This window comes from Nocardia carnea (assembly GCF_029869215.1).
Taxonomy (GTDB): Bacteria; Actinomycetota; Actinomycetes; order Mycobacteriales; family Mycobacteriaceae; genus Nocardia; species Nocardia carnea_B.
The window spans coordinates 1-24,277 of sequence record NZ_JARWPM010000243.1 but is presented as its reverse complement, the minus strand read 5'-3'; the positions used below and the strand labels follow the sequence as shown (position 1 = coordinate 24,277).

Sequence of the window (24,277 nt, the reverse complement as noted above, 5' to 3'; positions counted from 1 at the left end):
TTCGCGCGAATCACGTCCACACTAACCGGACCTACGCTCCGGGACGCACCGCACCGGCGGGTACGACTCGGTGGCGGGTTGAATAGCCGTTATGACCGACCCGACGACCCATGAAGTGACTCTGCTGACCCGCGCGGGCTGTGCGCTGTGCGATCGGGCACTGGAACAGCTGCGCGCGATATGCGCGGAATTCGGGCTGACGCCCGGTGTCGTGGACGTGGACGTGGCCGCCGCCACCGACCCCGGACTACGCGCGGAATACGGTGACCGGCTCCCGGTCGTCCTGCTCGACGGCCGCGAACACAGCTATTTCGACGTGGACGAGCCGCGCTTGCGCGGCGATCTGGTGCGCTGAATCCATTCCGGGTGGGTGGTGCCCGCGTGGTCGCGTATCCGCCGGGCCCGGCCCGCCCGGTGGAATTGTGGCGGCAGATCGTACAAGGCCGGGCCGCGACACAAAATGAGGCGAATTTCACCGACTTTGTGCATGGGTTCACAAGCGGTTACGGTGGTGGCACGCGAACCGCAGGCCGGGGCGAGTATCCGGCCGCCGGTAGCAGGTGAATCAACCCGATATCCGACCCCGCACAAGTTTCGTGCGCCAGGGTCGCCGACCACCCGGGCCGTCTGGCGGTCCGGACGAGGAGCCGAGGACGTGACAGAGCAGCATGAGGCGCGCGACGTCTCCGGCGATGCTCCCAATGTCACCACTCGACCACCGCAGAAGGACATCCCCCAGGCTACGGTGGCGCGCCTCGCCACCTATCTCCGGGTACTGGCCCTGCTGACCGATGACGGTGTGGCCATCGTATCCAGTGAGGAACTGGCTGTCGCGGCGGGTGTCAATTCGGCGAAACTCCGCAAGGATCTGTCCTTCCTCGGCCCCAACGGGGTCCGGGGGGTCGGTTACGACGTGGCCAGGTTGCGGGCCCGGATCGAAGATGTGCTCGGCCTGTCCGGCGGGCACCGGGTAGTGCTGGTCGGTGCGGGCAATCTGGGTCGCGCGCTGGTCGGTTACCGCGGTTTCCGGCGCCGCGGGTTCGCGGTGGTGGCGATCTTCGACAACGATCCCGAGGTGATCGGCCGCGAGGTCGAGGGCCTGCGGGTGCGCGATGCCGCGGAGCTGGCCGCCGGGATCGAAATGCTGCGGCCCACCATCGCGGTGATCGCGGTACCCGACGACAGCGCCCAGCAGGTGTGCGACGAACTGGTGGCGGCGGGTATGCAGTCCATCCTGAGTTTCGCGCTGTGCCCGCTGACCGCGCCGCCCGGTGTCGAGTTGCGGCGGGTGGACCTGGCGGTGGAGATGCAGATGCTCTCCTTCGAGCGGGTCCGCAATGCCGAGACCGACGAGCCCGCCGACGCCCCGGCCACCGCGGATGTGGCCGAGACCGCGTCCGCCGCGGCGAATGAAACCGGTCCCGCCGGCGTTGTAACGGGTAGTGCCGTATCGGCCGCCCACCCCTTGACCGGTTCCGGCCGGATCGCCCGCCGGGTGCCCGCGCACCCGACGCCGGGCCCCGCCGGCAGGAGCGTGTCAGGCCCGGAGGCGGTAGCGGAGCGTGACCACGCAGGGCCCACGCTCGTGCCCAATAGGCCCGGCAGGAGCGTGTCAGGCCCGGAGGCGGTAGCGGAGCGTGACCACGCAGGGCCCACGCTCGTGCCCAATAGGCACAGCCTGTCCCATTGTGCGGCGCAGGCCGCCCAGACGACCTCGCATACGGCAACGGAGCCAACCAGCAAGGGATCGGTGGTCACACCATGAGCGTTCTTCTCGTCGGGATCTCCCATCGCAGCGCGCCCGTTGCGATGCTGGAGAAGGTGGCGATCACCGATGCCGATCGGCCCAAACTGATCGACCGCATGCTGGCCTCGAGCCATATCTCCGAAGCGATGATCGTCTCGACCTGCAACCGGGTGGAGATCTACGCGGTGGTCGACGCGTTCCACGGCGGCCTCGCCGATGTCGGCGAACTGCTGACGGCGCATTCCGGGTTGCCGATGCCCGAACTCACCCGGCACGCCTACGTCCGCTACAGCGAGGCCGCCGCCGAGCATCTGTTCGCGGTCGCCAGCGGGCTGGATTCGATGGTCGTCGGCGAACAGCAGGTGCTCAGCCAGATCCGCAGCGCCTACACCACCGCCGATGCTCAGCAGGCCATCGGGCGCACCCTGCACGAGCTGTCGCAGCAGGCGCTGCGCGTCGGTAAACGGGTGCATTCGGAGACCGGGATCGACCGGGCCGGTGCCTCGGTGGTGTCGGTGGCGCGGGGGCCGGCGGGCCCCGGGCACGGGGCGGCGGGCCGGCCGGCGGCGGTGGTCGGTGCGGGCGCCAAGGGCGGGTTGTCGGTGGCGCATCTGTCCCGGGCCGGTATCGAGCGGATCCTGGTGGTCAACCGCACCATCGAGCGGGCCGAGCGGCTGGCCGCGACGGCAGAATCGCACGGTGTCGAGGCACAGGCCTACGAACTTTCCCGGCTGGCCGAGGCGCTGGTGGCCGCCGATGTGGTGGTCACCTGCACGGGTGCGGTGGGCTCGGTGGTCACCCTGGCCGACGCGCACAACGCGCTCTCACACCCGCAGCGTGGCGGTGGCCGCCCATTGGTGTTCTGCGATCTCGGGCTGCCGCGCGATGTGGATCACGCCGTGGCCGGGCTGCCCGGTGTCACCGTGATCGATATCGAAACCCTGCAGCGCGATCCCGCTGCCGGCGCCGCGGCCGACGATACCGCCGCGGCCCGTGCGATCGTCGCCGACGAACTCGCCAAATACCTCGCCGGGCAGCGGATGGCGGAGGTCACGCCGACCGTCGCCGCGCTGCGGCAGCGCGCCGCGGAAGTGGTCGAGGCCGAATTGCTGCGGCTGGACTCCCGCCTCCCCGGACTCGACGATCCGGCCCGCGACGAGGTGGCCCGCACGGTGCGCCGGGTGGTGGACAAACTGCTGCACGCACCGACAGTGCGGGTCAAACAGCTGGCCACCACCCCGGGCGGCGACAGCTACGCCGAAGCCCTGCGTGAACTGTTCGAGCTCAAGCCCGGTGCGGCCCAGGCGGTGGCGGCGCCCATGGAGATCAGCCGCGCCGAGCACAACGGCGCCGGCTGGATGAGCCTGGACGGCGAGGTGGCGCTGGCCGACGATTTCACTCCCGCCGGCCCCGACGAACAGGAGCAGTCGACATGACAGTCCTGCACGGCGAAGGCGCTGCCCGGGCGGCCCAGGCCGGTGGCCGGGCGGCGTGGCGGATCGGCACCCGCGGCAGTCTGCTCGCCCGCACCCAGGCCGGACATGTGCGCGATGCGCTCATCGCGGCCGGGCATCCGGCGGAACTCGTCCTGATCGAAACACCCGGCGATCTGTCCACCGGACCGGTCGAGGATATCGGTGTGGGTGTCTTCACCAGTGCGTTACGCGCCGAACTGGCCGCCGGCGGTATCGATATCGCGGTGCATTCGTACAAGGATCTGCCCACCGCCGCCGACGAGCGTTTCGTTCTCGCCGCGGTCCCCGCGCGCCAGGACCCGCGCGACGCGCTGGTCGCGCGCGACGGCATGGTGCTGGGCGAACTACCGCCGGGCGCGGTGGTCGGGACATCGGCGCCGCGCCGGATCGCGCAGTTGCGCGCGCTCGGGCTCGGGCTCGATATCCAGCCGCTACGCGGCAACCTGGACACCAGACTGCGCAAGGTCGCCGACAAAGAACTGGATGCGGTGGTGGTCGCCCGCGCGGGGCTCGCCCGCATCGGCTGGCTCGACGCCGTCACCGAAGCGCTGGAACCGGTGCAGATGCTGCCCGCACCCGCCCAGGGCGCGCTGGCCGTCGAATGCCGGGCCGGCGATACCGAACTGATCGAGCTGCTGGCCGCGCTCGACGACCACGGCACCCGAACCGCCGTGACCGCCGAACGGGCCCTGCTCGCCGAACTCGAGGCGGGCTGCACGGCGCCCGTCGGAGCGATCGCCGAAATCGTCGAATCGTTGGATGACGACGGACGCATCGTCGAGGAACTGTCGTTGCGGGGCTGCGCCGCCGCGATAGACGGTTCCGATGTGATACGGGCCTCGACGGTGGGAGCACCGGCGCAGGCCGCGGAACTCGGCCGCGCACTGGCCCGCGAACTGCTGGACTTGGGCGTGCGCGAGCTTCTCGCCGCCGAACCCGGCACCGCGGGCGCATCCACCGCGCCACCCGGGGACAACACCACCCAGGTGGGAACGAGCACCGCCGCAGCGGATTCGAGCGGCACTGCCGCAGCGCAGTCGAGCGGCACCGCCGCAGCGGGAACGAGCACCGCCACGGACTTCACCGAACCCAGTCCAATGGAGAACAACCGATGAGTCGAGCCAGCAAGAAGCATCCGGGGCGGATCCTGTTCGTAGGGTCGGGCCCGGGGGACCCGGCATTGCTGACCACCCGATCCCGCGAAGTGCTGTGCCGGGCCACCCTCGCGTTCACCGACCCCGATGTGGACGCCGGAGTACTCGCCCTGATCGGCACCGAGGTCGAAGCCGACCCCGACGGGGAGCGCCCCGTGGACGTGCGGCCCGCCCTCGGCGATCCGGCCGAGGTCGCCAAAACCTTGATCGCCGAGGCGAAAGCCGGCCACGATGTGGTGCGGGTGGTCTCCGGTGACCCGCTCACCACCGACGCGGTGATCGCCGAGGTCACCACGGTCACCCGCTCACATATCGTGTTCGAGGTGCTGCCGGGGCTGCCGTCCGGGTCGGCGGTGCCCAGTTACGCGGGGATCGCGCTCGGCTCCGGGCATACCGAGGCCGATGTGCGCGGTGAGGTCGACTGGCCGGCGCTGGCCGCGGCGCCCGGCCCGCTGGTCCTGCACGCGACCTCCGGCCATCTGGCCGAAACCGCGAGCGCGCTGGTGGAGCACGGGATGGCTCCGCAGACCCCGGTCGCGGTGACCGTGCGCGGCACCACCCGCCAGCAGCGCACGATCGAGGCCACCCTGGCCACGCTGAACAGCACCGCCTCCGAACTGGTCGGACCACTGGTCGTAACCATCGGCAAGGCGGTCGCGCAGCGGTCGAAGATGTCGTGGTGGGAATCGCGGGCACTCTACGGCTGGACCGTACTGGTCCCGCGCACCAAGGATCAGGCCGGCGAGATGAGCGAACGCCTCGTCACCCACGGCGCCATCCCGAAGGAAGTCCCCACCATCGCGGTCGAGCCGCCGCGCAGCCCCGCGCAGATGGAACGCGCGGTCAAGGGCCTGGTGGACGGCCGCTACCAGTGGGTGGTGTTCACCTCCACCAACGCCGTACGCGCGGTGTGGGAGAAATTCGCCGAATTCGGTTTGGACGCCCGGGCCTTCTCCGGGGTCAAGATCGCCTGCGTCGGTGAGGCCACCGCCGAGAAGGTGCGCTCCTTCGGTATCAACCCCGAACTGCTGCCCAGTGGGGAACAGTCCTCGCTCGGCCTGCTCGCCGATTTCCCGCCCTACGACGATGTTTTCGACCCGGTGAACCGGGTGCTGTTGCCGCGCGCCGATATCGCGACCGAAACGCTCGCGGAGGGTCTGCGCGAACGCGGCTGGGAAATCGACGATGTCACGGCCTACCGCACGGTGCGCGCCTCCCCGCCGCCCGCGGAGACCCGCGAGATGATCAAGACCGGTGGTTTCGACGCGGTCCTGTTCACCTCCAGCTCCACGGTCCGCAACCTGGTGGGTATCGCCGGCAAACCGCACGCCCGCACGATCGTGGCCTGCATCGGCCCGAAAACCGCGGAAACCGCCGTGGAATTCGGCCTGCGCGTCGACGTCCAGCCGGAGGTCGCCCAGGTCGGCCCCCTCGTGGAAGCCCTGGCCGAACACGCCGCCCGCCTCCGCGCCGAAGGCCTCCTGCCCCCGCCCCGCAAGAAGAGCCGCCGCAGCCGCTGAGTTCGGCGGGAGGTCGGGAGCACCCGCGGGTTCGCCGGTGGCGTCGCGCACCTAGACTCGACCGTATGAGTGGGATCGAGCGTCCGCGGCGGTTGCGGCGTACGCCGGCGTTGCGGCGGCTGGTGGCCGAGACCAGTCTGGAGCCGCGGCATCTGGTGTTGCCGATGTTCGTGGCGGACGGGCTGTCCGAACCGCGCGAGATCGGTTCCATGCCGGGTGTTTTCCAGCATTCGCTGGATTCGCTGCGTAAGGCCGCGGCCGAGGCGGTGGCGGCAGGGGTCGGCGGGTTGATGTTGTTCGGGGTGCCCAAACCCGAGGACAAGGACCCGGAGGGTAGCCAGGCGGCCGATCCCGAGGGCATTCTCAACCGGGGGCTGCGGGCGCTGGCCGCGGAGGTCGGCGATGCGACCGTGGTGATGGCCGATACCTGCCTGGACGAATTCACCGATCACGGGCATTGCGGGGTGCTCGACGCCGCGGGCGCGGTGGACAACGACGCCACCCTGCTGCGCTATGTGGACATGGCGCTGGCACAGGCCGAGGCCGGGGCCGATCTGCTCGGGACGAGCGGGATGATGGACGGCCAGGTCGGGGCGATCCGCGCGGCGCTGGACGAGGCCGGCAGAACCGATACCGCCATCCTGGCCTATGCGGCGAAGTACGCGTCGGCGTTCTACGGCCCGTTCCGGGAGGCGGTGGCCTCGTCCCTGCAGGGCGATCGGCGGACCTATCAGCAAGACGCCGCGAACCGGCGGGAGTCCCTGTACGAGCTGGACCTGGATCTGGAACAGGGCGCGGATATCGTGATGGTCAAACCGGCCATGGCCTATCTCGACATCCTGCGCGAGGTGGCCGACCGGTCGCCGGTGCCGGTCGCCGCCTACCAGATCTCCGGGGAGTATTCGATGATCACCGCGGCCGCCGAACGCGGCTGGATCGACCGGGAAGCCGCCGTACTGGAATCGCTGACCGGTATCCGCCGCGCCGGCGCGGATATCGTGCTCACCTATTGGGCGACGGAGGCGGCACACTGGTTACGGTGAAGCCGCCCGCGGATATCGTCACCGCGCGGCAATTGTGGTGGGGCGTCATCGCCCTGGGAGTTGTCCGGCTGTTCGTCTCGCTGGCCGATACGCTGCTGAACCGGGAGCGGTTCGGCGCCGAGTTCCGGGAGCGGATGCAGGCCGCCGATCCGCAGCTCGCTCCGGCGACGATCGATCTGCTGGTGCTGGTGGGCGCGGTGCTCGGGGCGGTTTTCGGCTCGCTGATCGCCGCGCTGGGCGTACTGGTGGTCCATCAGCTCGGCAAGGGCAAGGTGTGGGCGCGTACGCTGCTGACCTTCGCCGGGATCTGGCTGGTGATCATGGGCGTGGCCGCACTGTTCTCCATCGGTGCCGTGGAAGGCGCCGGCACCGTGGTGTCCGGCGGGATTTCCATCGTGCAGGCGGTGCTCGCGGGTGGGGCTGTCTATCTGTGCCTGCGGCCGGAGGCCGCGCAGTGGTTCGCGCCCCGCGGGCCGGGAAAGCCGTGAGGATCTGCCGTCGCGCGGCCCGGCCGGATCGCACTCCGCTACGGCGCCGATTTCGCTGTCCCGAGTTCTGACCTGCGCGTTGATACCGACTCGCCGTCGGCCGCGCATCCTCAGGACGAACGTTGAGTTTGTTCCGCGTATTCCGGCATGTATGGTGAGGGCTGTCACAGAGGACATGCGAACCGGTGGCCACGGGTAACCCTCCAGTAGGGCGAAATCCCGGGGCCGGTTTTCCGGGGATCGGAGGCAACGATGCGAGTGGTTATCCAGCAGCCACAGAGTATCCGGCGGGATATGCTCGTTTTGAGTCTGTTGATCCTGTTCGGTGTGCTCACGGTCGCGGTTCTGCTGATCCCCAGCATCGTCGGCTGAGCCGAGGTGGTTTCCGCTTCCGGTACCCGCGCGTATGCCTGATCGGTCCGACACCACCGCCGTCGATTCCGCAGAGGTGCTGTTCGCCGAGCCCGGCGCGCGCTGGCGGGCGGTGGCGTACGGCCCGCTGATCTGTCTGCTGCTACTGGCCGCCGAACTCGCCGCCGGCGTCACCCCGCACTGGTTCGCCCTGCTGTTCTGCGCGGCGCTGATCACCGGTTTCGGTGTACTCCAGGTGTATGCGGCACGGACGCATGTGAGCGTGGAACTCACCGCGGATTTCCTGCGCAACGGTGCGGAGACCACCCCGGTCCGGTCCATCGCCGCCGTCCTTCCGGCCGATGCGGACGACCCCTGGGAGGACGGCCGCGCGCTCGGCGAGCTGACCGGGGTTCCGCGGCGGCGTACCGCCATCGGCCTCCGGCGTACCGACGGCGAGCTGGTGCGTACCTGGGCGAAGGATCATCGCGCCTTGCGGGCTGCGCTGACCGAGGCGATCGCACGGTCCGGTGGCACGGGCGGGACAGCATGAGCGAGCCGGTCACCAGGGTGTGCCGTGGTTCGTGTTTCGGCGACACGGCTCGTCAAGGCTGATTGCCAATCCGATTCCGCGCGGGCAGCATCGTGTGCAGGCGAAAATTTCCCGCTGACCGAATGCCCGCCGGGATCGCCGCTCCGGCCGCCGCAGAGATGAGGAGACCTGTGAACCGTTCGCTCGTCGTATCCGTCGATATCGCGGTGGCGGTTGTCGCGGCCGGACTGGCAGCCCTGTGCTGGGCGCTGGGCGTGCAGACCACCGATCTCCCGGCGACCGGGGACTATCCGGCTTACACCGCGACCCGCTACGTCGCCCCATGGTTGTTCCTGGCGATGTTGCTGGTCACCGGCGCCGGGCTGGCTCTCACCGATGCGGCCGCCCGGCTGCTGCGCCGCAGGAGGGCATGAGGGGCCGGGCGGGGCGGCGTGCCGGTGATACCTGCCGGCCGTCACCTCGGCAGATCGGCCCGGGTCAGCCCCACTGCTGGTAGATATCGAACACGCGGCCGTGCGGGGCGCCCGGAACGTGCACGAACACGATGACCGAACCGTTGTTGTCGACCGATTCCAGCATCACCTGGCGCAGTGAGGCGTGCACGCCACCGTTCTCGTCGCGGTAGAGGCGGGTATCGCTGTCGAGGCCCGCGCCGATCCGGGATGCCGGAACGATCTGGTCGACGAGCGCCGGGACCGGGCCCGCGGCCAGTGCCGCGGTTTCGGCCTGGTTCAGCCGCAGCCCAGCGCGGGCGTTCTCGGTGTCCACGACCGGTTCGGCGGCCGCGGCCGTACCCGCGCCGAGGCTGCTCGCCAGGACGCCGCACGCGACCGAGGCCACTGCCAGCGCCGCACCACTGATGCCAATTCGCAAAACGACCTCCCCGGCCGGTGATTCGGGCAATTGTTACGACGGAACAGAACAGTACGCACTCACGGCGAACGCCTGGTGTATTTGGCACGGCAAGTGCTGTGTGATTTGCCGCGGTGGCGGTGTGCGTCACCGATGCCGCACCCTGTCGTCGACGCCGTGCGGGCAGGCTGCCAAACTGGAGGCCGTGAGTTCTCTGCGCGTGGCCGGTACGGCGGTGCCGGCCTCCAGTCAGCTTTTCCAGCGAGCCGAAGCGGTAGTTCCCGGTGGGGTCAATTCCCCCGTGCGGGCCTTCGGCTCGGTGGGGGGTACGCCGCGGTTCATCTCCTCGGCCCGGGGCTGCCATCTGGTCGACGCGGACGGTAACGACTACGTCGATCTGGTGTGCTCCTGGGGACCGATGATCCTCGGGCACGCGCATCCCGCGGTGGTCGAGGCGGTACGCAAGGTCGCCGGGGACGGGCTCTCGTTCGGCGCGCCGACAGCCGCCGAGGTGGAACTCGCCGAGTTGATCGTGGAGCGGGTCGCGCCGGTGCAGAAGGTGCGGCTGGTCAATTCCGGTACCGAGGCGACCATGAGCGCGGTGCGCCTGGCGCGCGGCTACACCGGTCGCACCAAGATCATCAAATTCGCGGGCTGCTATCACGGCCATGTCGATGCGCTGCTGGCGGACGCGGGCTCCGGGGTCGCAACGTTCGGGCTACCTACTTCGCCCGGGGTCACCGGTGCGCAGGCCGCCGATACGATCGTTCTCCCGTACAACGACCTGGACGCCGTCCGCGCGGCCTTCGAACAGCATCCGGACGAGATCGCGGCCGTGATCACCGAGGCCGCCGCCGGGAACATGGGTGCGGTGGCGCCGCTGCCCGATTTCAACGCCGGGCTGCGCCGGATCACCTCCGACCACGGCGCGCTGCTCATCATGGACGAGGTGATGACCGGGTTCCGGGTGAGCAGCGCCGGCTGGTACGGAATCGAATCGGTGGCCGCCGATCTCTACACCTACGGGAAGGTGATGAGCGGCGGACTGCCCGCGGCGGCGTTCGGCGGCCGGGCCGATGTGATGGACCGGCTCGCCCCGCTCGGCCCCGTCTACCAGGCCGGCACCTTGTCCGGGAATCCGGTGGCGGTGGCGGCGGGCCTGGCCACGCTGCGCGCCGCCGACAAACAGGTGTACGCAGCCCTGAACCGGAACAGTGAACGGCTGGGCATTCTGCTCACCGAAGCGCTCACCGGCGCGGGGGTCGCGCACCAGGTGCAGTTCGCGGGCAATATGGTGAGCGTGTTCTTCGCCGAATCCCCGGTACTCGACTACGCCGCCGCCAAGGCGAGCCAGACCTGGCGTTATCCGGCCTTCTTCCACGGGCTGCTCGACGGCGGGGTATACGCCCCGCCCAGCGCCTTCGAGGCCTGGTTCGTCTCCGCGGCGCTCGACGACGACGCGTTCGAGCGGATAGCCGCCGCGCTACCCGCCGCCGCGGCCGCGGCGGCCGGCGCGCCACCAGAAGGAAGCCAGCCGTGAGCCGCCCCGACCCGGACAACGACGCCCCCACGGTCGGCACCGAAACCGGGAGTGCCACGGCGGGTACCGCTCCCGAGCACAGTCCCGCCGGACACGGGGACGCCGACGACCTCGCCGCTACGGCCGGTACCGCGGGCAGTATCGCCGCCGAACCGCCCTCACCCGGTGCCGCCGACCCCGAATCGGTGGAAACCATCGTGCATGTACTGCGCCACGGCGAGGTGCACAATCCGCGCGGCATCCTGTACGGGCGGCTGCCGGGTTTCGGATTGTCCGTCGCCGGGCGCGCGCAGGCGGGCGCCGTCGCGCGGGCACTGGCCGATCACGATATCGCCGTGGTGATCGCCTCTCCGCTGCAGCGGGCGCAGGAGACGGCGGAACCGATCGCGGGCCGGCACGGCCTCGCCGTGCGCACCGACGAGAACCTCATCGAGGCCGGTAACACCTTCGAGGGCCTACGGGTATCGGTCGGCGACGGGGCCCTGCGCAAACCCCGGCACTGGTGGAAACTGCGCGATCCGTTCACCCCGTCGTGGGGCGAACCGTACCTGCAGATCGCGCACCGGATGCTCGCCGCCGTGAACAAGGCGCGGGTGGAGGCCACCGGCCGCGAAGCGGTGCTGGTGTCACATCAGCTGCCTGTCTGGACGCTGCGCCGGTTCCTGCAGGGCCAGCGCCTGTGGCACGATCCGCGCAGCCGCCAGTGCGGTCTGGCGTCGCTGACCTCGCTCGTCTACCGGGGTGACACCTTGGTCGATATCGTCTACTCCGAGCCCGCGGGCGGATCGGATCCGACGGTGCACGGCGCATGAGCGGGTCAGGCCCGGAGGCGGTAGCGGAGCGTCCCCACGCAGGGCCCCCGCTCATGCGCGATGGATACAGCATGGGTAAGGGGTTCGCCTCGGCGGTTCGGGGCCGGCTGGTGCCGGTGCTCGCGGCGCTGCTGTGCCTGGCCGCGGTCGCCGGGTGTTCGACCGGTACCGACGCGGTCGCCACGGGCGGCGGTACGTTCGAATTCGTATCGCCCGGTGGACAGACCGATATTTTCTACGATCCCCCGTCCACTCGCGGGACCATCGGGGAGCTTTCCGGTCCGGATCTGATGTCCGATGACGGTGAAACCGTCTCGGTGGACGATTTCCCGGGCCAGGTCGTCGTCATCAATCTGTGGGCGCAGTGGTGCGGTCCGTGCCGCGGCGAAGCGCCCGCGCTCGAACAGGTCTACGAACAGACAAAGGATCTCGGGGTCGCTTTCCTCGGGATCAATGTCAAGGATCAGCAGGACAAAGCACGCGATTTCGTTATCGATAACCACGTCGGTTATCCGTCGATTTTCGACCCGCCCATGCGCACATTGCTGGCGCTCGGTGGCATTCCGACCAGTGTCATTCCCAGCACGGTGGTGCTGGATCGGGATCACCGGGTGGCGGCGGTGTTTCTGCGCGCCTTACTCGCTGAGGATCTAATGCCGGTGGTGCAGCGCATCGCCGCGGAGGGAGCATCATGAGAAGTCTTCGGTCCCGAGGTGTCCGCCGGTACGGCGCCACCCGCCCCCCGCGGGGGGTACGCGCCGAGGTACTGGTGAAATCGTCGCTCGGTTCCTGGGAGCTACAGCCGGCGGCCACCGCCGGTAGCGACCGGAGGGTGTCGAACTCGCGGCCGTCCGGGGCGCGCGGTTCGACCGCGCCGGGCGGCCGGGGTGAAGACCGCCGTACGAGCAATTCCGAACCGGAAGCGGAGCGTAGTTCGCGTTGACGGTTCTGGCAGGAGTGGGGGAGTCATTCCAGCAGACGGCGGCCACGGGGCCGCTGCTGCTGGCCCTCGGCGCCTGCCTGCTGGCCGGTCTGGTGTCGTTCGCCTCGCCGTGCGTGGTGCCGCTGGTGCCGGGGTATCTGTCGTATCTGGCCGGTCTGGTGGGTGCGCAGACACCACCGGTGACGGTCGAGGAGGCCCGGCGCGGGCGTACGGCGGCCGGGCCGGGCGCGACGGCGGTACTGACCGGCCCCGACCGGAAAACGGCCCCGCCCGCGGAGAGCGGGCGGTTGCGGGTCGCCGGTGCGGCCGGATTGTTCGTCGCGGGCTTCACCGTGGTTTTCGTGCTGGCCACCGCGACCGTTTTCGGGCTCATTCAGACCCTCAACGTGAACCGTGAGTTGCTACAGCGGCTGGGCGGCGTCGTCACCATCGTGATGGGCCTGGCTTTTCTCGGGTTGATCCCGGCGTTGCAGCGCGATACCCGGATGGCGCCGCGCCGACTGGCCGGTGTCGCCGGGGCGCCGCTGCTCGGTGCGGTGTTCGCGCTCGGCTGGACGCCGTGTCTCGGGCCCACCCTGTCGGGTGTGATGGCGGTGGCCGCAGGGACCGAGGGCACCACCGCCGCGCGCGGGGTCGCGCTGATCGTGGCGTACTGTCTCGGCCTCGGGTTGCCTTTCGTGGTGCTGGCCTTCGGGTCGGCGAGCGCGCTGCGCGGGGTGGGCTGGCTGCGACGCAACTCCCGAAGCATTCAAATGCTCGGCGGCATCCTGCTCATAGCTGTCGGCGTGGCGCTGGTGACCGGGGCATGGGAAGTGTTCATCGGCTGGGTGCGCGACGGTTTCGTCTCCGGGGTGACGTTGCCGATATGACCGTGACCGACCACCCCGAGGCGCCCGCACGTCCGCCCCGGCAGTCCCCGCTGGGCCGTGCCCGGGCGCTGATCCGCAACGGCTGGCGTGGGCTCACCAGTATGCGTACCGCGCTGGTGCTGCTGTTCCTGCTGGCCTTGGCCGCGATTCCGGGTGCGCTGCTGCCGCAGCGGAACCTGAACGAGCAGAAGGTCGCGGAGTACATCGCCGACCGTCCGATGCTCGGCGAGTGGATGGACCGGTTCGAGCTGTTCGACGTGTTCTCCAGCTTCTGGTTCACCGCGGTGTACGTGCTGCTGTTCATCTCGCTGGTGGGCTGCATCCTGCCGCGCACCGTGGACCACTACCGCGCGCTGCGCACCCCGCCGGTGCGGGTGCCGCGCAATCTGGCCCGGCTACCGCACCACCACCGTGCGGTGGTCGACGGGTCCGCGGCCGAGATCGCCGAACAGGCGCGGACGCGGTTGCGCGGCTGGCGCACCGAAGTCCGGGCGGGCGAACGCGACGGTGAGGTGACGCTGTCGGCGGAGAAGGGCTACACACGCGAACTGGGCAATCTGGTTTTCCACCTCGCGCTGGTCGGGCTGCTGGTGGCCATCGCGGTGGGACGGTTGTTCAGTTACGAGGGCAATGTGATCGTGATCGCCAACGGCGGGCCCGGCTTCTGTACCACCTCACCGGCGGTTTTCGATTCCTTCCGCGCCGGGAACGTCAACGACGGCACCGGGATGACCCCGTTGTGTGTGCAGGTGAAGAATTTCCGGGCCGACTATCTCGACAACGGTCAAGCCGAGATGTTCACCTCCGATATCGCGTATCAGTCGGGTACGGACCTGGAGACGAACACCTGGCGGGATACGACCATCAAGGTGAACCATCCGCTGCGGGTCGGCGGGGACCGCGTCTATCTGCAGGGGCACGGGTACGCGCCCACGTTCACTGTCACCTTCCCCAACGGCGAAACCCGTACCGAGACGGTGCAGTGGCAGCCCAACGATATGCAGACCTTCCTGTCCAGCGGCGTGCTGCGGATCGATCCGCCCGGCGGTATGTACACCACCGATACCGAGCGGCGGCAGAACCAGATCGCGATCGAGGGCCTGTTCGCGCCGACCGCCAGTTTCCACGGTTCGCTGCTCACCTCGGTGTACCCGGAGATGACCGATCCCGCCGTGGCGGTGGATATCTATCGCGGGGATACGGGCCTGGACACCGGCCGGCCGCAGTCGATCTTCGCGCTGGATCAGGAAATGGTGCGGCAGGGCCGGCTGGCCAAAGAAGCGCGGGTGAACCTGCGGCCGGGTGAATCGACCACCCTGCCCAACGGCACCGAGATCCGCTTCGACGGTGCCGAGGAATTCGTGAACCTGCAGGTCTCCCACGATCCGGCACAGCAGTGGGTGCTGGTGAGCGCGCTGGTGATGATGGGCGGGTTGCTGGTCTCGCTGCTCATTTCCCGGAGGCGGGTGTGGTTGCGGGTGACCCCGGAGGGTACCGTGGACCAACGACGCGTCGTAGTAGAAATGGGCGGGCTGGCCCGCACCGATCAGGCCGGCTGGGGCGGGGAGTTCGAGCGCCTACGGCACCGTCTGCTGGACGCTTCTGGGACCGACACGGGAGAACAATGATGCCGATCGACGAGACTCTCGCCGGCTACAGCGACCTCGCCTACAAAACGTCGATCGTCGTGTACGCGCTGGTGCTGGTCCTGCTGATCGTGCAGTACGCCTCCGCGCGCGCCCGGCAGGCCGGGGAAAGGGAATTGGTCGCGGCCGGTGGGGTCAGCGCCGGGAGCGATACGCCGGGCAAGATCAGCGAGGCCCCCCGGGTGCCGCTGTCCGACCGGCTGGGCAATATCGCCTTCTCGGTGCTCTTCGTGGCGGTCGGCCTGCATATCGCCTCGATCGTTGTGCGCGGTTTCGCGACCGGCCGTTTCCCGCTGGGCAATATGTACGAGTTCGTTTCCATGGCGACCGCGGCCGCGGCGGTGGTGGGACTCGTCTTCATGCGCGATCCCCGCTACCGCGGAATGTGGGCGTTCCTGCTGGTGCCGGTGCTGATCCTGATGTTCCTCGCGGGCACCGTGCTCTACTCCGATGCCGCGCCCGTGGTGCCGGCGCTGCGGTCGTTCTGGCTGCCGCTGCACGTCACGATCGTGAGTATCGGCAGTGGTGTCTTCCTGGTTTCCGGTATCGCCAGCCTGCTGTTCCTGTACCGGCTGCGCCAGCCCGAAGGCGCGGAATCGGGCAATATCCTCGGGGCCGTCGCGCGCCGTCTGCCCGATGCCCGCACGCTGGACCGGCTGGCCTACCGCACGACGATCATCGGCTTCCCGCTCTTCGGCGCGGGCGTCATCCTCGGCGCCATCTGGGCCGAAGCGGCCTGGGGCCGGTTCTGGGGCTGGGATCCGAAGGAAACGTGCTCGTTCATCGCGTGGGTGCTCTACGCCGCGTATCTGCACGCCCGGGCGACCTCGGGCTGGCGGGATACGAAAGCGGCATGGATCAATATCGCCGGATTCGTCGCCATGCTGTTCAACCTCTTCATCATCAATCTCGTCGTTTCGGGTTTGCACAGCTACTCCGGGCTCACCTGATTCGCGCCGAAAATTGTCACATTCCGATTTCGACACGGTGTTTCCGGCGCGGTAATGATCGTTACTCCGCCGCAATGCGCAGTTGCTATTGTTCCGTCGGTAACAGCTGAACTGCATACAGCCCGGTGGTTCTCGAGTAAACGGGCGTGACCGGTCATTTCCCCTCCACCACGCGGATAAAGCCGCGTCGAACAGTGAGGAGAGCGGCAGTGGATTCGGAGAATTTCAGTTCGGATAACGGCGCCGGCTCGGATTGTTGTCCGCCCGAGACCGCGAACTCCGCGATCATCTGTGGGCTCGAGCCCGATTCTCTCGTGCGATTGGTCCGTACCGCCGTGGGATTACCCGCCGAGGCGCTGGACCGGCTGGCCGGCGTCGCGGATAAATTGCGTGCGGTGGAAGGGCTGCCGCAACTCGACAGCACCGCGGACTAGATACGCGGCGCCCGGTGGCGCGGCGATATGCACCCGCCGTACCGGTTCGGTGGTCAGGGCTCGGTGGATTCCGGATCACCGTCGGTGCGGTGGCGCGGGTGCGAGATACGCCAGAGGAATTCGGGATCATCATCCGGTCCGAGCACCCGCTTACGGGCCGGTCCCGGCGCGGATGTGGGGCGTCCGGGCCCGAACGCTTTCCAGCACAGCACCGCGAGCACCACGATCACGATGAGTGCCAACACGTACATCACGTGGCTCACCTCCTCTATCGAGGTTAACTCCCGGAGTGCCGGTCGGTAAGAGCACCGGCCCCGAGAGGGTGGATCACCGCCGCGGGTCGTGCTCGGCCGCAACTGCTGTGCGGCCGAGGTGCCCTGGTGCGGAGCCGAATATCAGGCGCCGCGCACGGTCGCTTCGGTGGTGAGCGATTCGAGCAGGCGCAGCACCTCCGATTCGCGGAACCGGCGATGTCCGCCCGGGGTGCGCAGGGAGCCGAGCCGCCCCGCATGTGCCCAGCGGGTGACGGTTTTGGGGTCTACGTGGAACAGGGCGGCAACCTGGCCGGGGGTCAGCAGGTTCTCCTGGGCCCCGACGGCAATCGCGGTCATGGCAAACCTTTCTGTTTCGTCACGTTTTCTCATCGGATTCCGACATAGTGGCACCGCGACCCCCGGGTACTCGAACCACCTACTGTTGGTAAAGGGGAGGTAATGGACAAATCGGATGTGCCCGTGTGGCGGCAGCTAACGGTTCGCTTACGCTGGTCAGGTGAGTGACGCGAACCCTTCCGAGGAATCGACCGCCCCGCAGCCCGCTACCTCGCCCGGCCGCCGGCTCGCCCGCAACCTGGCGCTCTACACGCTGGCGCGGCTGGTGCTCGTCGTGCTGCTCACCGTCGTGATCGTTGCCGGTGCCGCGGTGGTCTCGGTGCAGGTACCGCTGGTCGTGGCCATTCTGTTCGCCATCGTGATCGCCATGCCGCTCTCGCTCACGCTGTTCAAGGGGCTGCGGGCCCAGGTGAACTCCGATATCGCCGCGATCGACGAACGCCGCCGCCGGGACAAGGCGGAGTTGCGCGCCCGGTTGCGCGGGGAGCCGGGGGCGGCCGAGCCCACGGATACGGGAGCGGACGAATCGGGCAAACGCCGGTCGGGGCGGCCCGAGAGCTCGCCGGGTGAATCCGAGCCCGGCCGCCGGAGTGCGCCCGAGAGCGCGGAACGGCCCGAGACTTCGCGGACCGGTTCGGCCGGATCCGAGGCCGGCGGTGCGGACCGGGACAAGGCAGAGGGGGCGGATGCCGGCAACGACTCCGGTACCGGGAAACCGGGGCGGGGCCCGGCGGACGGCTCCGGCGGTACCGCGTGAGGAGCTGTACTCGCGGGAATCCGCGGGATTGGGCCGATAACGCCGTCCGGCTCATCGACGCCGACGCGCAACGCAGCGCCGATACCCATCTGCTGCGCTATCCGCTGCCGCCGGACTGGAATGTGCAGCTGTATCTCAAGGACGAATCGACTCATATCACCGGCAGCCTGAAGCATCGGCTGGCCCGATCGCTGTTCCTGTACGGGCTGTGCAACGGCTGGATCACCGAGGGCACCACGATTGTGGAGGCGTCCTCGGGGTCGACGGCGGTCAGTGAGGCGTATTTCGCCAAATTGCTGGGGCTGGAGTTCGTCGCGGTGGTGCCGGCGCGTACCTCGCCGCAGAAGATCGCGCTGATCGAAGCGCAGGGCGGGCGCTGCCACTATGTGGAACGGCCACCGGATATGTACACCGAGGCGGCGCGGCTGGCGGCCGAATGCGGCGGGCACTATCTGGATCAGTTCACCAACGCCGAACGCGCCACCGACTGGCGGGGCAACAACAATATCGCCGAATCGATCTTCGAGCAGTTGCGGCTGGAGTCCAACCCGGTGCCGGAATGGATCGTCGTCGGCGCCGGAACCGGCGGGACCAGCGCCACCATCGGCCGGTACCTGCGGTACCGCCGATACGCGACCCGGCTGGCGGTGGTGGACCCCGACAATTCCGCCTTCTACGGCGCCTACGAAACCGGCGCCCGCGATTACACGACCGGGATGCCCTCCCGGATCGAGGGCATCGGCCGGCCGCGGGTGGAGCCCTCGTTCGTCCCGGAGGTGGTGGACCGGATGCTCCATGTACCCGATGCCGCCTCGATCGCCGCGGCACGGTTCGCCGGTCTCGGTTTGGGCCGACGGGTCGGGGGGTCGACCGGTACGAATTTCTGGGGTGCCTGCGCACTGATCGCGGAGCTGCTGGCCGCCGGGCGGGGTGGCAGTGTGGTAACGCTGCTGTGTGACGGTGGCGAACGGTATGCGGGCACCTATTTCGACGACGACTGGGTCGCCGCACAGGGCTGGGATCTCACGGGGCCGACGGCGGTTCTCGAGGAGTTCTTCGCGACCGGCCGCTGGTCCGGCTGACACCGGGATTCGACACGATCGCCATACCACCGGGCGCATTCGATGACTCCGGTATGGATCTCGATCCAGGCCGCTCGGGCGGCCGTCTCCCCGTGCTGGAAGCGGGCCGGGCGGCTATCGGCTCGCACTGCGTGCCGATCAGGTCCGTACATCGTGGCCGAAGACGCGGGCGCTGCGCCGTCGGGCCGTAGCAGCGTGTCGAGCATGCGGATGGTGGTGGTCTTCCCGGCGCCGTTCGGTCCGAGGACGCCGTAGACGGAGCCCTGCGGTACCGCAGGGCTCACTCCGTCGACGGCGCGCTAGGTGCCGAACACACCTTGACCAGGCCGGTCGCCTCGATGGCGAGCGATGCGGCTGATTCGTGTTTCGTCAGGGCACTCACGGTTCCCTGCCGGTCTTGCACGGCCCTTGCACCGCGATTGCGGCACCTTTCGTCAATTTTTATTGACAGCCACGGTGTCGTCAATCAAAATTGACATATGACAGAAGCAACCACACTCGCTGCCGCGGCCGGCAGTCCCGACCCCGCCGTGGGGCTGCGGGCGGTGCTGGCGCTACGCCGGCTACTCGACCGGCTGGAGGCCATCCAGGTGGGCAACGCCCGGGACCAGGGCTGGTCGTGGCAGGCCATCGCGGACGCGCTCGAGGTCAGCAAGCAGGCGGTTCATCAGAAATACAACCGGAAAGTCAGGAGTCGGTAGATGTTCGAGAGGTTCACCAGGAACGCCCGGTCGGCGGTTGTCGCGGCCCAGGAGTCCGCGCGCGAACTACGGTCACCGGAGATCGGGGTCGAGCATCTGTTGCTCGGTCTGCTGGAAGAGGCCGAACCGGCACTGCACACTCTGCTGGAACGCAACGGAATCACCCTCGCCTCCGCGCTGCGCCGCCTCCGCGCCGCGGCGCGTGACGAACCGCTGGGCGCGGAAGACGCGGAGGCGCTGCGGTCCATCGGAATCGACCTCGACGCGGTCCGTGAAAGCCTGGAAGCGAATTTCGGTGCCGACGCGCTGGATCGTGCCGTCCCGCCGGAAGAATCCCGGAGCGGCCGTATGCGGTTCGGGCATATCCCGTTCAGCCGGGACGCCAAGAAGATCGTGGAACTCGCGCTCCGAGAGGCGCTGGCGCGCAAAGACAAAACCATCGAGTCGGGACATATCCTGCTCGCCATCCTGCGCGCCCCCAACCCGGTCACCACCGAACTCCTCGGCGGCCCCGACGTTCTCACCGGACTACGAGACCAGGTCAACACCCACCTGGACCGAGCAGCCTGAGGGCCGAAACCCGCGCGCCGAAGGCGCGCAAATAAACACCACTGTGCCTAGCATGGGGTATGCAGCTTGTGCTCCGGCTGATCGGCACCGCGTTCGCCATCTGGCTTGCCGCGTTGTGGGTCGGCAAAATCGAGATCATTTCTCCGGCGGATCAGGGCAACGGCGCGAAAATCGTTGTCCTGCTCGCGGTGGCGGTGGTGTTCACCCTGGTGAACGCGTTCGTCAAGCCGATCGTGAAGTTGCTGTCGCTGCCCTTGGTGATCGTGACACTCGGCTTGTTCCTGCTGGTGATCAACGCGTTGATGCTGTGGCTGACCGCGTGGATCACCGAGGCCACCGATTACGGCCTGCGGATCGACGGCTTCTGGGCCGCGTTACTGGGCGCCCTCATCATCACCGTCGTGAACTGGGCGATCGGCATCCTCCTGCCCGACGACTGAGTTCGGCGCGCGGAGCGTGCCGCCCAGAGATAGGGCGGCGGGGTTCAGGCGGCCAGGCCGAGGGCGAGGGCGGTGAGTGCGGACCAGGCCAGCATGGCCAGGCCGGAATCGCGGAGCGCGGGGATCAGTTCCAGCCCGCCCTTGCCGGCCCGGACCGGCGCGTTGGCGCGCAGGGCCAGCGGCGCGGCGAGTAGGCCGACGAGGACCCACGGGGTGCGCAGTACGAGGATCGAGCTCATCACGAACGGGGCCGCCAGGAGCACTATGTGCAGCGTGCGAGTTCGGGTGTCACCGAGTTTCACCGCCAAGGTGGTTTTCCCGGATTCGGTATCGGTGGGGATATCGCGCAGATTGTTCGCCACCAGCACCGCACTGGAGAACGAGCCGACCCCGACGGCCAGCGCGACCCCGGCCCAGTCGACCCGCCCGGCCTGCACGAACTGGGTGCCGAGCACCGCGACCAGGCCGAAGAACACGAAAACCGCGATCTCCCCGAACCCGCGGTAGCCGTAGGGTTTGCTCCCGCCGGTGTAGAACCACGCCCCGGCCAGGCATACCGCGCCGATCAGCACCAGCCACCAGGCGGAGAGCGCGGCGAGCACCAGGCCGAGCACCGCTCCCACGGTGAGGCTCGCCACGGCCGCGGTGCGCACCGCGGCAGGGGTGGCGAGGCCGGAACCGACCAGGCGCAGCGGGCCGACGCGTTCGTCGTCGGTACCGCGGATACCGTCGGAGTAGTCGTTGGCGTAATTGACGCCGATGATCAGAGCCAGCGAAACCCCCAGCGCCAGCAGCGCTTTCCACCAGACGGCACCGTCGATGGCGGCCGCGGCGCCGGTTCCGGCGAGAACGGGGGCGATCGCGTTCGGCAGGGTGCGGGGCCGGGCGCCCTCGAGCCATTGTGCTGCGGTAGCCATTCCCGAAGCCTAGTGCGCGCGGCCGGAGCGGGCCCATTCGCAGACCGGACCCGGCAGGTGCACGGCGGGCGGTACTTGCCCGATCGGGCTCGCGCGGGCATTCTCGAGTTCGTTGGACTGATCTTCCTCTCGACGGGTATCCGCCCGGCGAGGTCAATGCGGAGGAGAGGAGCCCACCATGGCCCAGCACAAGGTTTCCCGGACGGCCGAACCCGGCGCCTTCGATGCGGTGCCCGAGGCCGACCGTGCCGAACAGGACGCACCGGCCTACCCGGACGACGCCCCGTACACCGATATCGACCCGCGTTCGGTTCCGGAGGATATGCCGGTTCCGGAGGACACCGTGCCCGCCGCGGGCGTCCCGGACCGGTGGCATGCCGCCGACCCCGCCGATGTGGCCGAACAGTCCATTCCGGTACCGCTGGTCGACGACTACGACGGTGCCTACGCCGACGAGGAGCCCTGAGTCATACCGGCGCGGCGCCTCCGAGCCGAGGCCGTGGTGCGGTATCCGGCGCGGCCGTCGCCGGTCCGGGCGTGAACGCGGGTCAGCGGCTCACCTACGCCCGACCCGCGAGCGCGTGGTTCACGAGGCCGAACCGGCAAGCAGATGCTTGCGCAGTTCGGCACGGTCCGGTTTGCCCGGGCCCAGCAGCGGGATCTCGTCGACCAGGGTGAGTTCGCGCGGCGCCGCGACGGCGTCCAGTTCGGCAAGGACATGCGCGCGCAGTTCGTCGAGGGTGGGTGTCGCGCCCGGGACGGGTACCACCGCGACCGCGACCCGCTGCCCGAGCCGGTCGTCGGGCAGGCCCAGCACCACACATTCGGCGACTGCGGGATGTGTTGCGAGTACCGCCTCCACGACCTGCGGGATCACCAGCAGGCCGCCGGTGGAGATCGCCTCGTCGAGGCGGCCCTGAACACGGAGGACGCCGTTGTCGAAGACGCCCGCGTCGTCGGTGCGGAACCAGCCCGGTTCGGCGAAAGCCGGATGGTCGGGCATATTGCGGTACCCGGCGGCCAGCATGGCGCCGCCGAGCAGGATCCGTCCGCTGTCGATCCGCACCAGGGCGCCGGTCAGCGGCACCCCGTCGTACACGCAACCGCCGCAGGTCTCGCTCATCCCGTAGGTGCGCACGACATTGATTCCGGCGTCGCGGGCACGCTCGTAGAGCGGTAGCGGGGTCGCGGCGCCGCCGATGAGTACGGCGTCCAGTTCGGCGAGAGCCGCGGTCGCGGCCGGGGAGTCGAGCACCTTGATCAACTGGGTCGGCACCAGCGAGGTGTAGCGGCGTTCCCCGCGCATACCCGCGATCGCCCCGGCCAGCGCCTCGGGCAGGAACCCGCCGGAGACATCCACCACCGTCGGTTCCGTGCCCGCCAGCAGTGAGCGCATCAGGACCTGCAGGCCGGCGATGTGATGGGTCGGCAGTGCGAGCAGCCAGCTGCCCGGGCCGCCGAGCCGTTCGTGGGTGGCGTCGCCGCTGGCCCGTAACGCGGCCGCGGTGAGCATGGCCCCCTTCGGCACGCCGGTGGTACCCGAGGTGGTGACGACCAGCGCGATATCGTCGTCGATCGGCTCACCGGGCGCGAGTGCGTCACCGAGCCGGCGGGCTTCGCGCCGATCGCTGGTGGGCACCGGCAGCCAGGCCGCCGAACCGCTGCCGTCGAGCACCTGCCGCAGATGCGGTAGGACATCGCTGACTCCGCTGCCGGTGGGCATGGGCAGGGTACGCAGGGTTTTCGTCACGGCCGCGCCTTGTCCCCGGGGTTCCGGAAAGCCATGGTGCGCACGCTGTACTCGCTCACGGCTGCGATGGTGTCATGTCCGCCGGACCGCGGACAGCAGGGGTCGGCGCTGCTGGGACAGGGCGCCGGAGCCGGATGGTCGGAGGGGGCTTCGCCAGGCATGGGACTGCGATTCACTCGTCGGACGGTACGAAATCGGTCGCACCGGGCGTCGGTGATCGGGCGGCCATCCGATCGTATCGTCGCCCGGCGGGCCGGTCCTTGGCAACCCGTCGGAAAACCGGACCGGTCCCGATCAGCGGTTGTCCCGCCGGAGCGGATGCTCCTGCGGCACTTCCACCAGCACGATCGGCACACCGTCGGGATCGGTCAGCCACATTTCGACCAGACCCCACGGTTCGGTCACCGGCGCGCGGTCGATCGTCACCCCGCGCAGGGCCAGTTCGACCGCGACCGCTCCGACATCGCGCACCTGCAACCAGATCGCTCCCGCGAACCCGGCCGGATCGTCCGCCGACCCGCCGTGCCCGGCGATCTCGAGCAGTGCCTGCCCGGCGAAGAACACCGTGCCGCCCGGGTATTCCCGGGCTACGGCCAAGCCCAGGGAATCGCGGTAGAACGCCAGCGTGGTCGCATAGTCGCGCGGGCGCAGAATGATCCGGCTGCTGAGGATATCCACCCTGAACAAGTGTAGGGGCGCCGCGACCGCAGGCGTGGGACCGGCGTCCGCGGACGCCCCGCCGCCGCGGTTGGGGGGCAATCGGATCGGGGCGCGCTACCAGGCGGCCCAGCAGCAGGTCAGAACCGGTGGCCTGGGGGGGCGGCGGCGGTACGGCGGCTCAGCAGATCGACCACGATCTCGGTGAGCCGTAGCGGGTCGATCGGATGGGACGCCACGGCCTCGGCGCGTGACCAGTTCGCCAGCCACGCATCGTCGGCACGGCCGGTGAGCAGCCGGGCGGCCCGGGGATCGGAAAGTCCCAGCGCCCACCAGCCGCCGTCACCGGCCGGGCCGAGCAGTGCCTCGGCACCTGCGGCGAGCGAGCGGGCGGCCTCGGTGAGCACGCCGGGAC

Annotated in this window: 29 protein-coding genes and 1 pseudogene; 22 read left to right on the top strand and 8 right to left on the bottom strand. The window is 69.2% G+C overall.

Annotated features, from left to right (window positions below; translation table 11 throughout):
• Positions 1-91: 91 nt before the first annotated feature.
• The 9 genes from QH276_RS17020 (at position 92) to QH276_RS16980 (ending at position 8,744) form a co-directional block, all read left to right on the top strand.
• Complete coding sequence (locus QH276_RS17020) at positions 92-355, top strand: glutaredoxin family protein (RefSeq protein WP_280396935.1); 264 nt, start codon at positions 92-94, stop codon at positions 353-355.
• Positions 356-655: 300 nt separating this feature from the next.
• Complete coding sequence (locus QH276_RS17015; RefSeq protein WP_432278796.1) at positions 656-1,765, top strand: redox-sensing transcriptional repressor Rex; 1,110 nt, start codon at positions 656-658, stop codon at positions 1,763-1,765.
• Positions 1,762-3,183: a glutamyl-tRNA reductase gene (locus tag QH276_RS17010; protein WP_280406806.1), complete on the top strand. Its 1,422-nt coding sequence runs from the start codon at positions 1,762-1,764 to the stop codon at positions 3,181-3,183. The genes QH276_RS17015 and QH276_RS17010 overlap by 4 nt, the downstream gene beginning before the upstream one ends.
• Complete coding sequence (hemC, locus tag QH276_RS17005; protein ID WP_280396932.1) at positions 3,180-4,337, top strand: hydroxymethylbilane synthase; 1,158 nt, start codon at positions 3,180-3,182, stop codon at positions 4,335-4,337. Before QH276_RS17010 ends, hemC begins: the two co-directional genes overlap by 4 nt.
• A complete protein-coding gene (locus QH276_RS17000; RefSeq protein ID WP_280396931.1) occupies positions 4,334-5,896 on the top strand; it encodes a bifunctional uroporphyrinogen-III C-methyltransferase/uroporphyrinogen-III synthase in 1,563 nt (520 codons plus the stop codon). The genes hemC and QH276_RS17000 overlap by 4 nt, the downstream gene beginning before the upstream one ends.
• Before the next feature lie 65 nt (positions 5,897-5,961).
• Positions 5,962-6,939, top strand: a complete 978-nt coding sequence (hemB, locus tag QH276_RS16995; RefSeq protein WP_280396930.1) for a porphobilinogen synthase — start codon at positions 5,962-5,964, stop codon at positions 6,937-6,939.
• On the top strand, positions 6,936-7,427 hold the full coding sequence (locus tag QH276_RS16990) for a hypothetical protein (protein ID WP_280396929.1): 492 nt from the start codon (positions 6,936-6,938) through the stop codon (positions 7,425-7,427). Before hemB ends, QH276_RS16990 begins: the two co-directional genes overlap by 4 nt.
• Positions 7,428-7,833: 406 nt before the next feature.
• Positions 7,834-8,331, top strand: coding sequence for a hypothetical protein (locus QH276_RS16985; RefSeq protein ID WP_280396928.1), 498 nt, complete (start codon positions 7,834-7,836; stop codon positions 8,329-8,331).
• Between the two features lie 170 nt (positions 8,332-8,501).
• Positions 8,502-8,744, top strand: coding sequence for a hypothetical protein (locus tag QH276_RS16980; protein WP_280396927.1), 243 nt, complete (start codon positions 8,502-8,504; stop codon positions 8,742-8,744).
• Positions 8,745-8,808: 64 nt separating this feature from the next.
• Here the strand turns inward: QH276_RS16980 and QH276_RS16975 are convergent, their stop codons facing one another.
• Positions 8,809-9,204, bottom strand: a complete 396-nt coding sequence (locus tag QH276_RS16975) for a hypothetical protein (protein WP_280396926.1) — start codon at positions 9,202-9,204, stop codon at positions 8,809-8,811.
• A 184-nt stretch (positions 9,205-9,388) separates the two neighbouring features.
• Between QH276_RS16975 and hemL the strand changes: the two genes are divergently transcribed.
• From hemL to QH276_RS16940, 7 genes are all read left to right on the top strand, one after another.
• The gene (gene hemL / locus QH276_RS16970) at positions 9,389-10,723 is read left to right on the top strand and encodes a glutamate-1-semialdehyde 2,1-aminomutase (RefSeq protein WP_432278795.1); all 1,335 of its coding nucleotides are present in this window, start codon (positions 9,389-9,391) and stop codon (positions 10,721-10,723) included.
• Between the two features lie 140 nt (positions 10,724-10,863).
• The gene (locus tag QH276_RS16965; protein ID WP_432278551.1) at positions 10,864-11,535 is read left to right on the top strand and encodes a histidine phosphatase family protein; all 672 of its coding nucleotides are present in this window, start codon (positions 10,864-10,866) and stop codon (positions 11,533-11,535) included.
• A 71-nt stretch (positions 11,536-11,606) separates the two neighbouring features.
• Positions 11,607-12,230, top strand: a complete 624-nt coding sequence (locus tag QH276_RS16960) for a TlpA family protein disulfide reductase (RefSeq protein WP_280396925.1) — start codon at positions 11,607-11,609, stop codon at positions 12,228-12,230.
• Positions 12,231-12,474: 244 nt separating this feature from the next.
• A complete protein-coding gene (locus QH276_RS16955; protein ID WP_280396924.1) occupies positions 12,475-13,347 on the top strand; it encodes a cytochrome c biogenesis CcdA family protein in 873 nt (290 codons plus the stop codon).
• Entirely contained in the window at positions 13,344-14,975 is a 1,632-nt protein-coding gene (gene resB / locus QH276_RS16950; RefSeq protein ID WP_280396923.1) for a cytochrome c biogenesis protein ResB, read from the top strand. The genes QH276_RS16955 and resB overlap by 4 nt, the downstream gene beginning before the upstream one ends.
• Positions 14,975-15,943 (top strand): c-type cytochrome biogenesis protein CcsB, encoded by a 969-nt coding sequence (gene ccsB, locus QH276_RS16945; protein ID WP_280396948.1) that lies wholly within the window; start codon positions 14,975-14,977, stop codon positions 15,941-15,943. Before resB ends, ccsB begins: the two co-directional genes overlap by 1 nt.
• Positions 15,944-16,152: 209 nt before the next feature.
• Entirely contained in the window at positions 16,153-16,377 is a 225-nt protein-coding gene (locus QH276_RS16940; protein ID WP_280396922.1) for a hypothetical protein, read from the top strand.
• Positions 16,378-16,430: 53 nt separating this feature from the next.
• Here QH276_RS16940 and QH276_RS16935 read toward each other — a convergent pair whose 3' ends face one another.
• The gene (locus tag QH276_RS16935) at positions 16,431-16,631 is read right to left on the bottom strand and encodes a hypothetical protein (RefSeq protein WP_280396921.1); all 201 of its coding nucleotides are present in this window, start codon (positions 16,629-16,631) and stop codon (positions 16,431-16,433) included.
• Between the two features lie 141 nt (positions 16,632-16,772).
• On the bottom strand, positions 16,773-16,988 hold the full coding sequence (locus QH276_RS16930) for a BldC family transcriptional regulator (RefSeq protein ID WP_280396920.1): 216 nt from the start codon (positions 16,986-16,988) through the stop codon (positions 16,773-16,775).
• Positions 16,989-17,148: 160 nt separating this feature from the next.
• Here QH276_RS16930 and QH276_RS16925 point away from each other — a divergent pair, with 160 nt between their 5' ends.
• Both QH276_RS16925 and QH276_RS16920 read left to right on the top strand, forming a co-directional pair.
• The gene (locus tag QH276_RS16925) at positions 17,149-17,745 is read left to right on the top strand and encodes a DUF4229 domain-containing protein (protein WP_280396919.1); all 597 of its coding nucleotides are present in this window, start codon (positions 17,149-17,151) and stop codon (positions 17,743-17,745) included.
• Entirely contained in the window at positions 17,742-18,827 is a 1,086-nt protein-coding gene (locus QH276_RS16920; RefSeq protein ID WP_280396918.1) for a PLP-dependent cysteine synthase family protein, read from the top strand. The genes QH276_RS16925 and QH276_RS16920 overlap by 4 nt, the downstream gene beginning before the upstream one ends.
• A 147-nt stretch (positions 18,828-18,974) precedes the next feature.
• On the opposite strand, the pseudogene QH276_RS16915 reads toward QH276_RS16920, so the two are convergent.
• Positions 18,975-19,200: pseudogene (locus tag QH276_RS16915) on the bottom strand (ATP-binding cassette domain-containing protein); the annotation flags it as partial.
• A gap of 106 nt (positions 19,201-19,306) precedes the next feature.
• Here QH276_RS16915 and QH276_RS16910 point away from each other — a divergent pair.
• The 3 genes from QH276_RS16910 to QH276_RS16900 are packed head-to-tail and all read left to right on the top strand — an operon-like array spanning position 19,307 to position 20,538.
• The gene (locus QH276_RS16910) at positions 19,307-19,528 is read left to right on the top strand and encodes a helix-turn-helix domain-containing protein (RefSeq protein ID WP_280396917.1); all 222 of its coding nucleotides are present in this window, start codon (positions 19,307-19,309) and stop codon (positions 19,526-19,528) included.
• Positions 19,529-20,098 (top strand): Clp protease N-terminal domain-containing protein, encoded by a 570-nt coding sequence (locus tag QH276_RS16905; RefSeq protein ID WP_280396916.1) that lies wholly within the window; start codon positions 19,529-19,531, stop codon positions 20,096-20,098.
• Between the two features lie 59 nt (positions 20,099-20,157).
• Positions 20,158-20,538 (top strand): phage holin family protein, encoded by a 381-nt coding sequence (locus QH276_RS16900; RefSeq protein ID WP_280396915.1) that lies wholly within the window; start codon positions 20,158-20,160, stop codon positions 20,536-20,538.
• 44 nt (positions 20,539-20,582) lie between these two features.
• On the opposite strand, the gene QH276_RS16895 is transcribed toward QH276_RS16900, so the two are convergent.
• Entirely contained in the window at positions 20,583-21,455 is an 873-nt protein-coding gene (locus tag QH276_RS16895) for a 1,4-dihydroxy-2-naphthoate polyprenyltransferase (protein ID WP_280396914.1), read from the bottom strand.
• A gap of 178 nt (positions 21,456-21,633) precedes the next feature.
• On the opposite strand from QH276_RS16895, the gene QH276_RS16890 reads away from it, so the two are divergent.
• Positions 21,634-21,921, top strand: coding sequence for a hypothetical protein (locus QH276_RS16890; RefSeq protein WP_280396913.1), 288 nt, complete (start codon positions 21,634-21,636; stop codon positions 21,919-21,921).
• A gap of 120 nt (positions 21,922-22,041) precedes the next feature.
• On the opposite strand, the gene menE is transcribed toward QH276_RS16890, so the two are convergent.
• The 3 genes from menE to QH276_RS16875 form a co-directional block, all read right to left on the bottom strand.
• Complete coding sequence (gene menE, locus QH276_RS16885; RefSeq protein ID WP_280396947.1) at positions 22,042-23,178, bottom strand: o-succinylbenzoate--CoA ligase; 1,137 nt, start codon at positions 23,176-23,178, stop codon at positions 22,042-22,044.
• 321 nt (positions 23,179-23,499) lie between these two features.
• A complete protein-coding gene (locus QH276_RS16880) occupies positions 23,500-23,883 on the bottom strand; it encodes a VOC family protein (RefSeq protein WP_280396912.1) in 384 nt (127 codons plus the stop codon).
• 119 nt (positions 23,884-24,002) lie between these two features.
• On the bottom strand, positions 24,003-24,277 hold a 275-nt coding region (locus tag QH276_RS16875), incomplete at its 5' end, for a DUF2064 domain-containing protein (protein WP_280406805.1).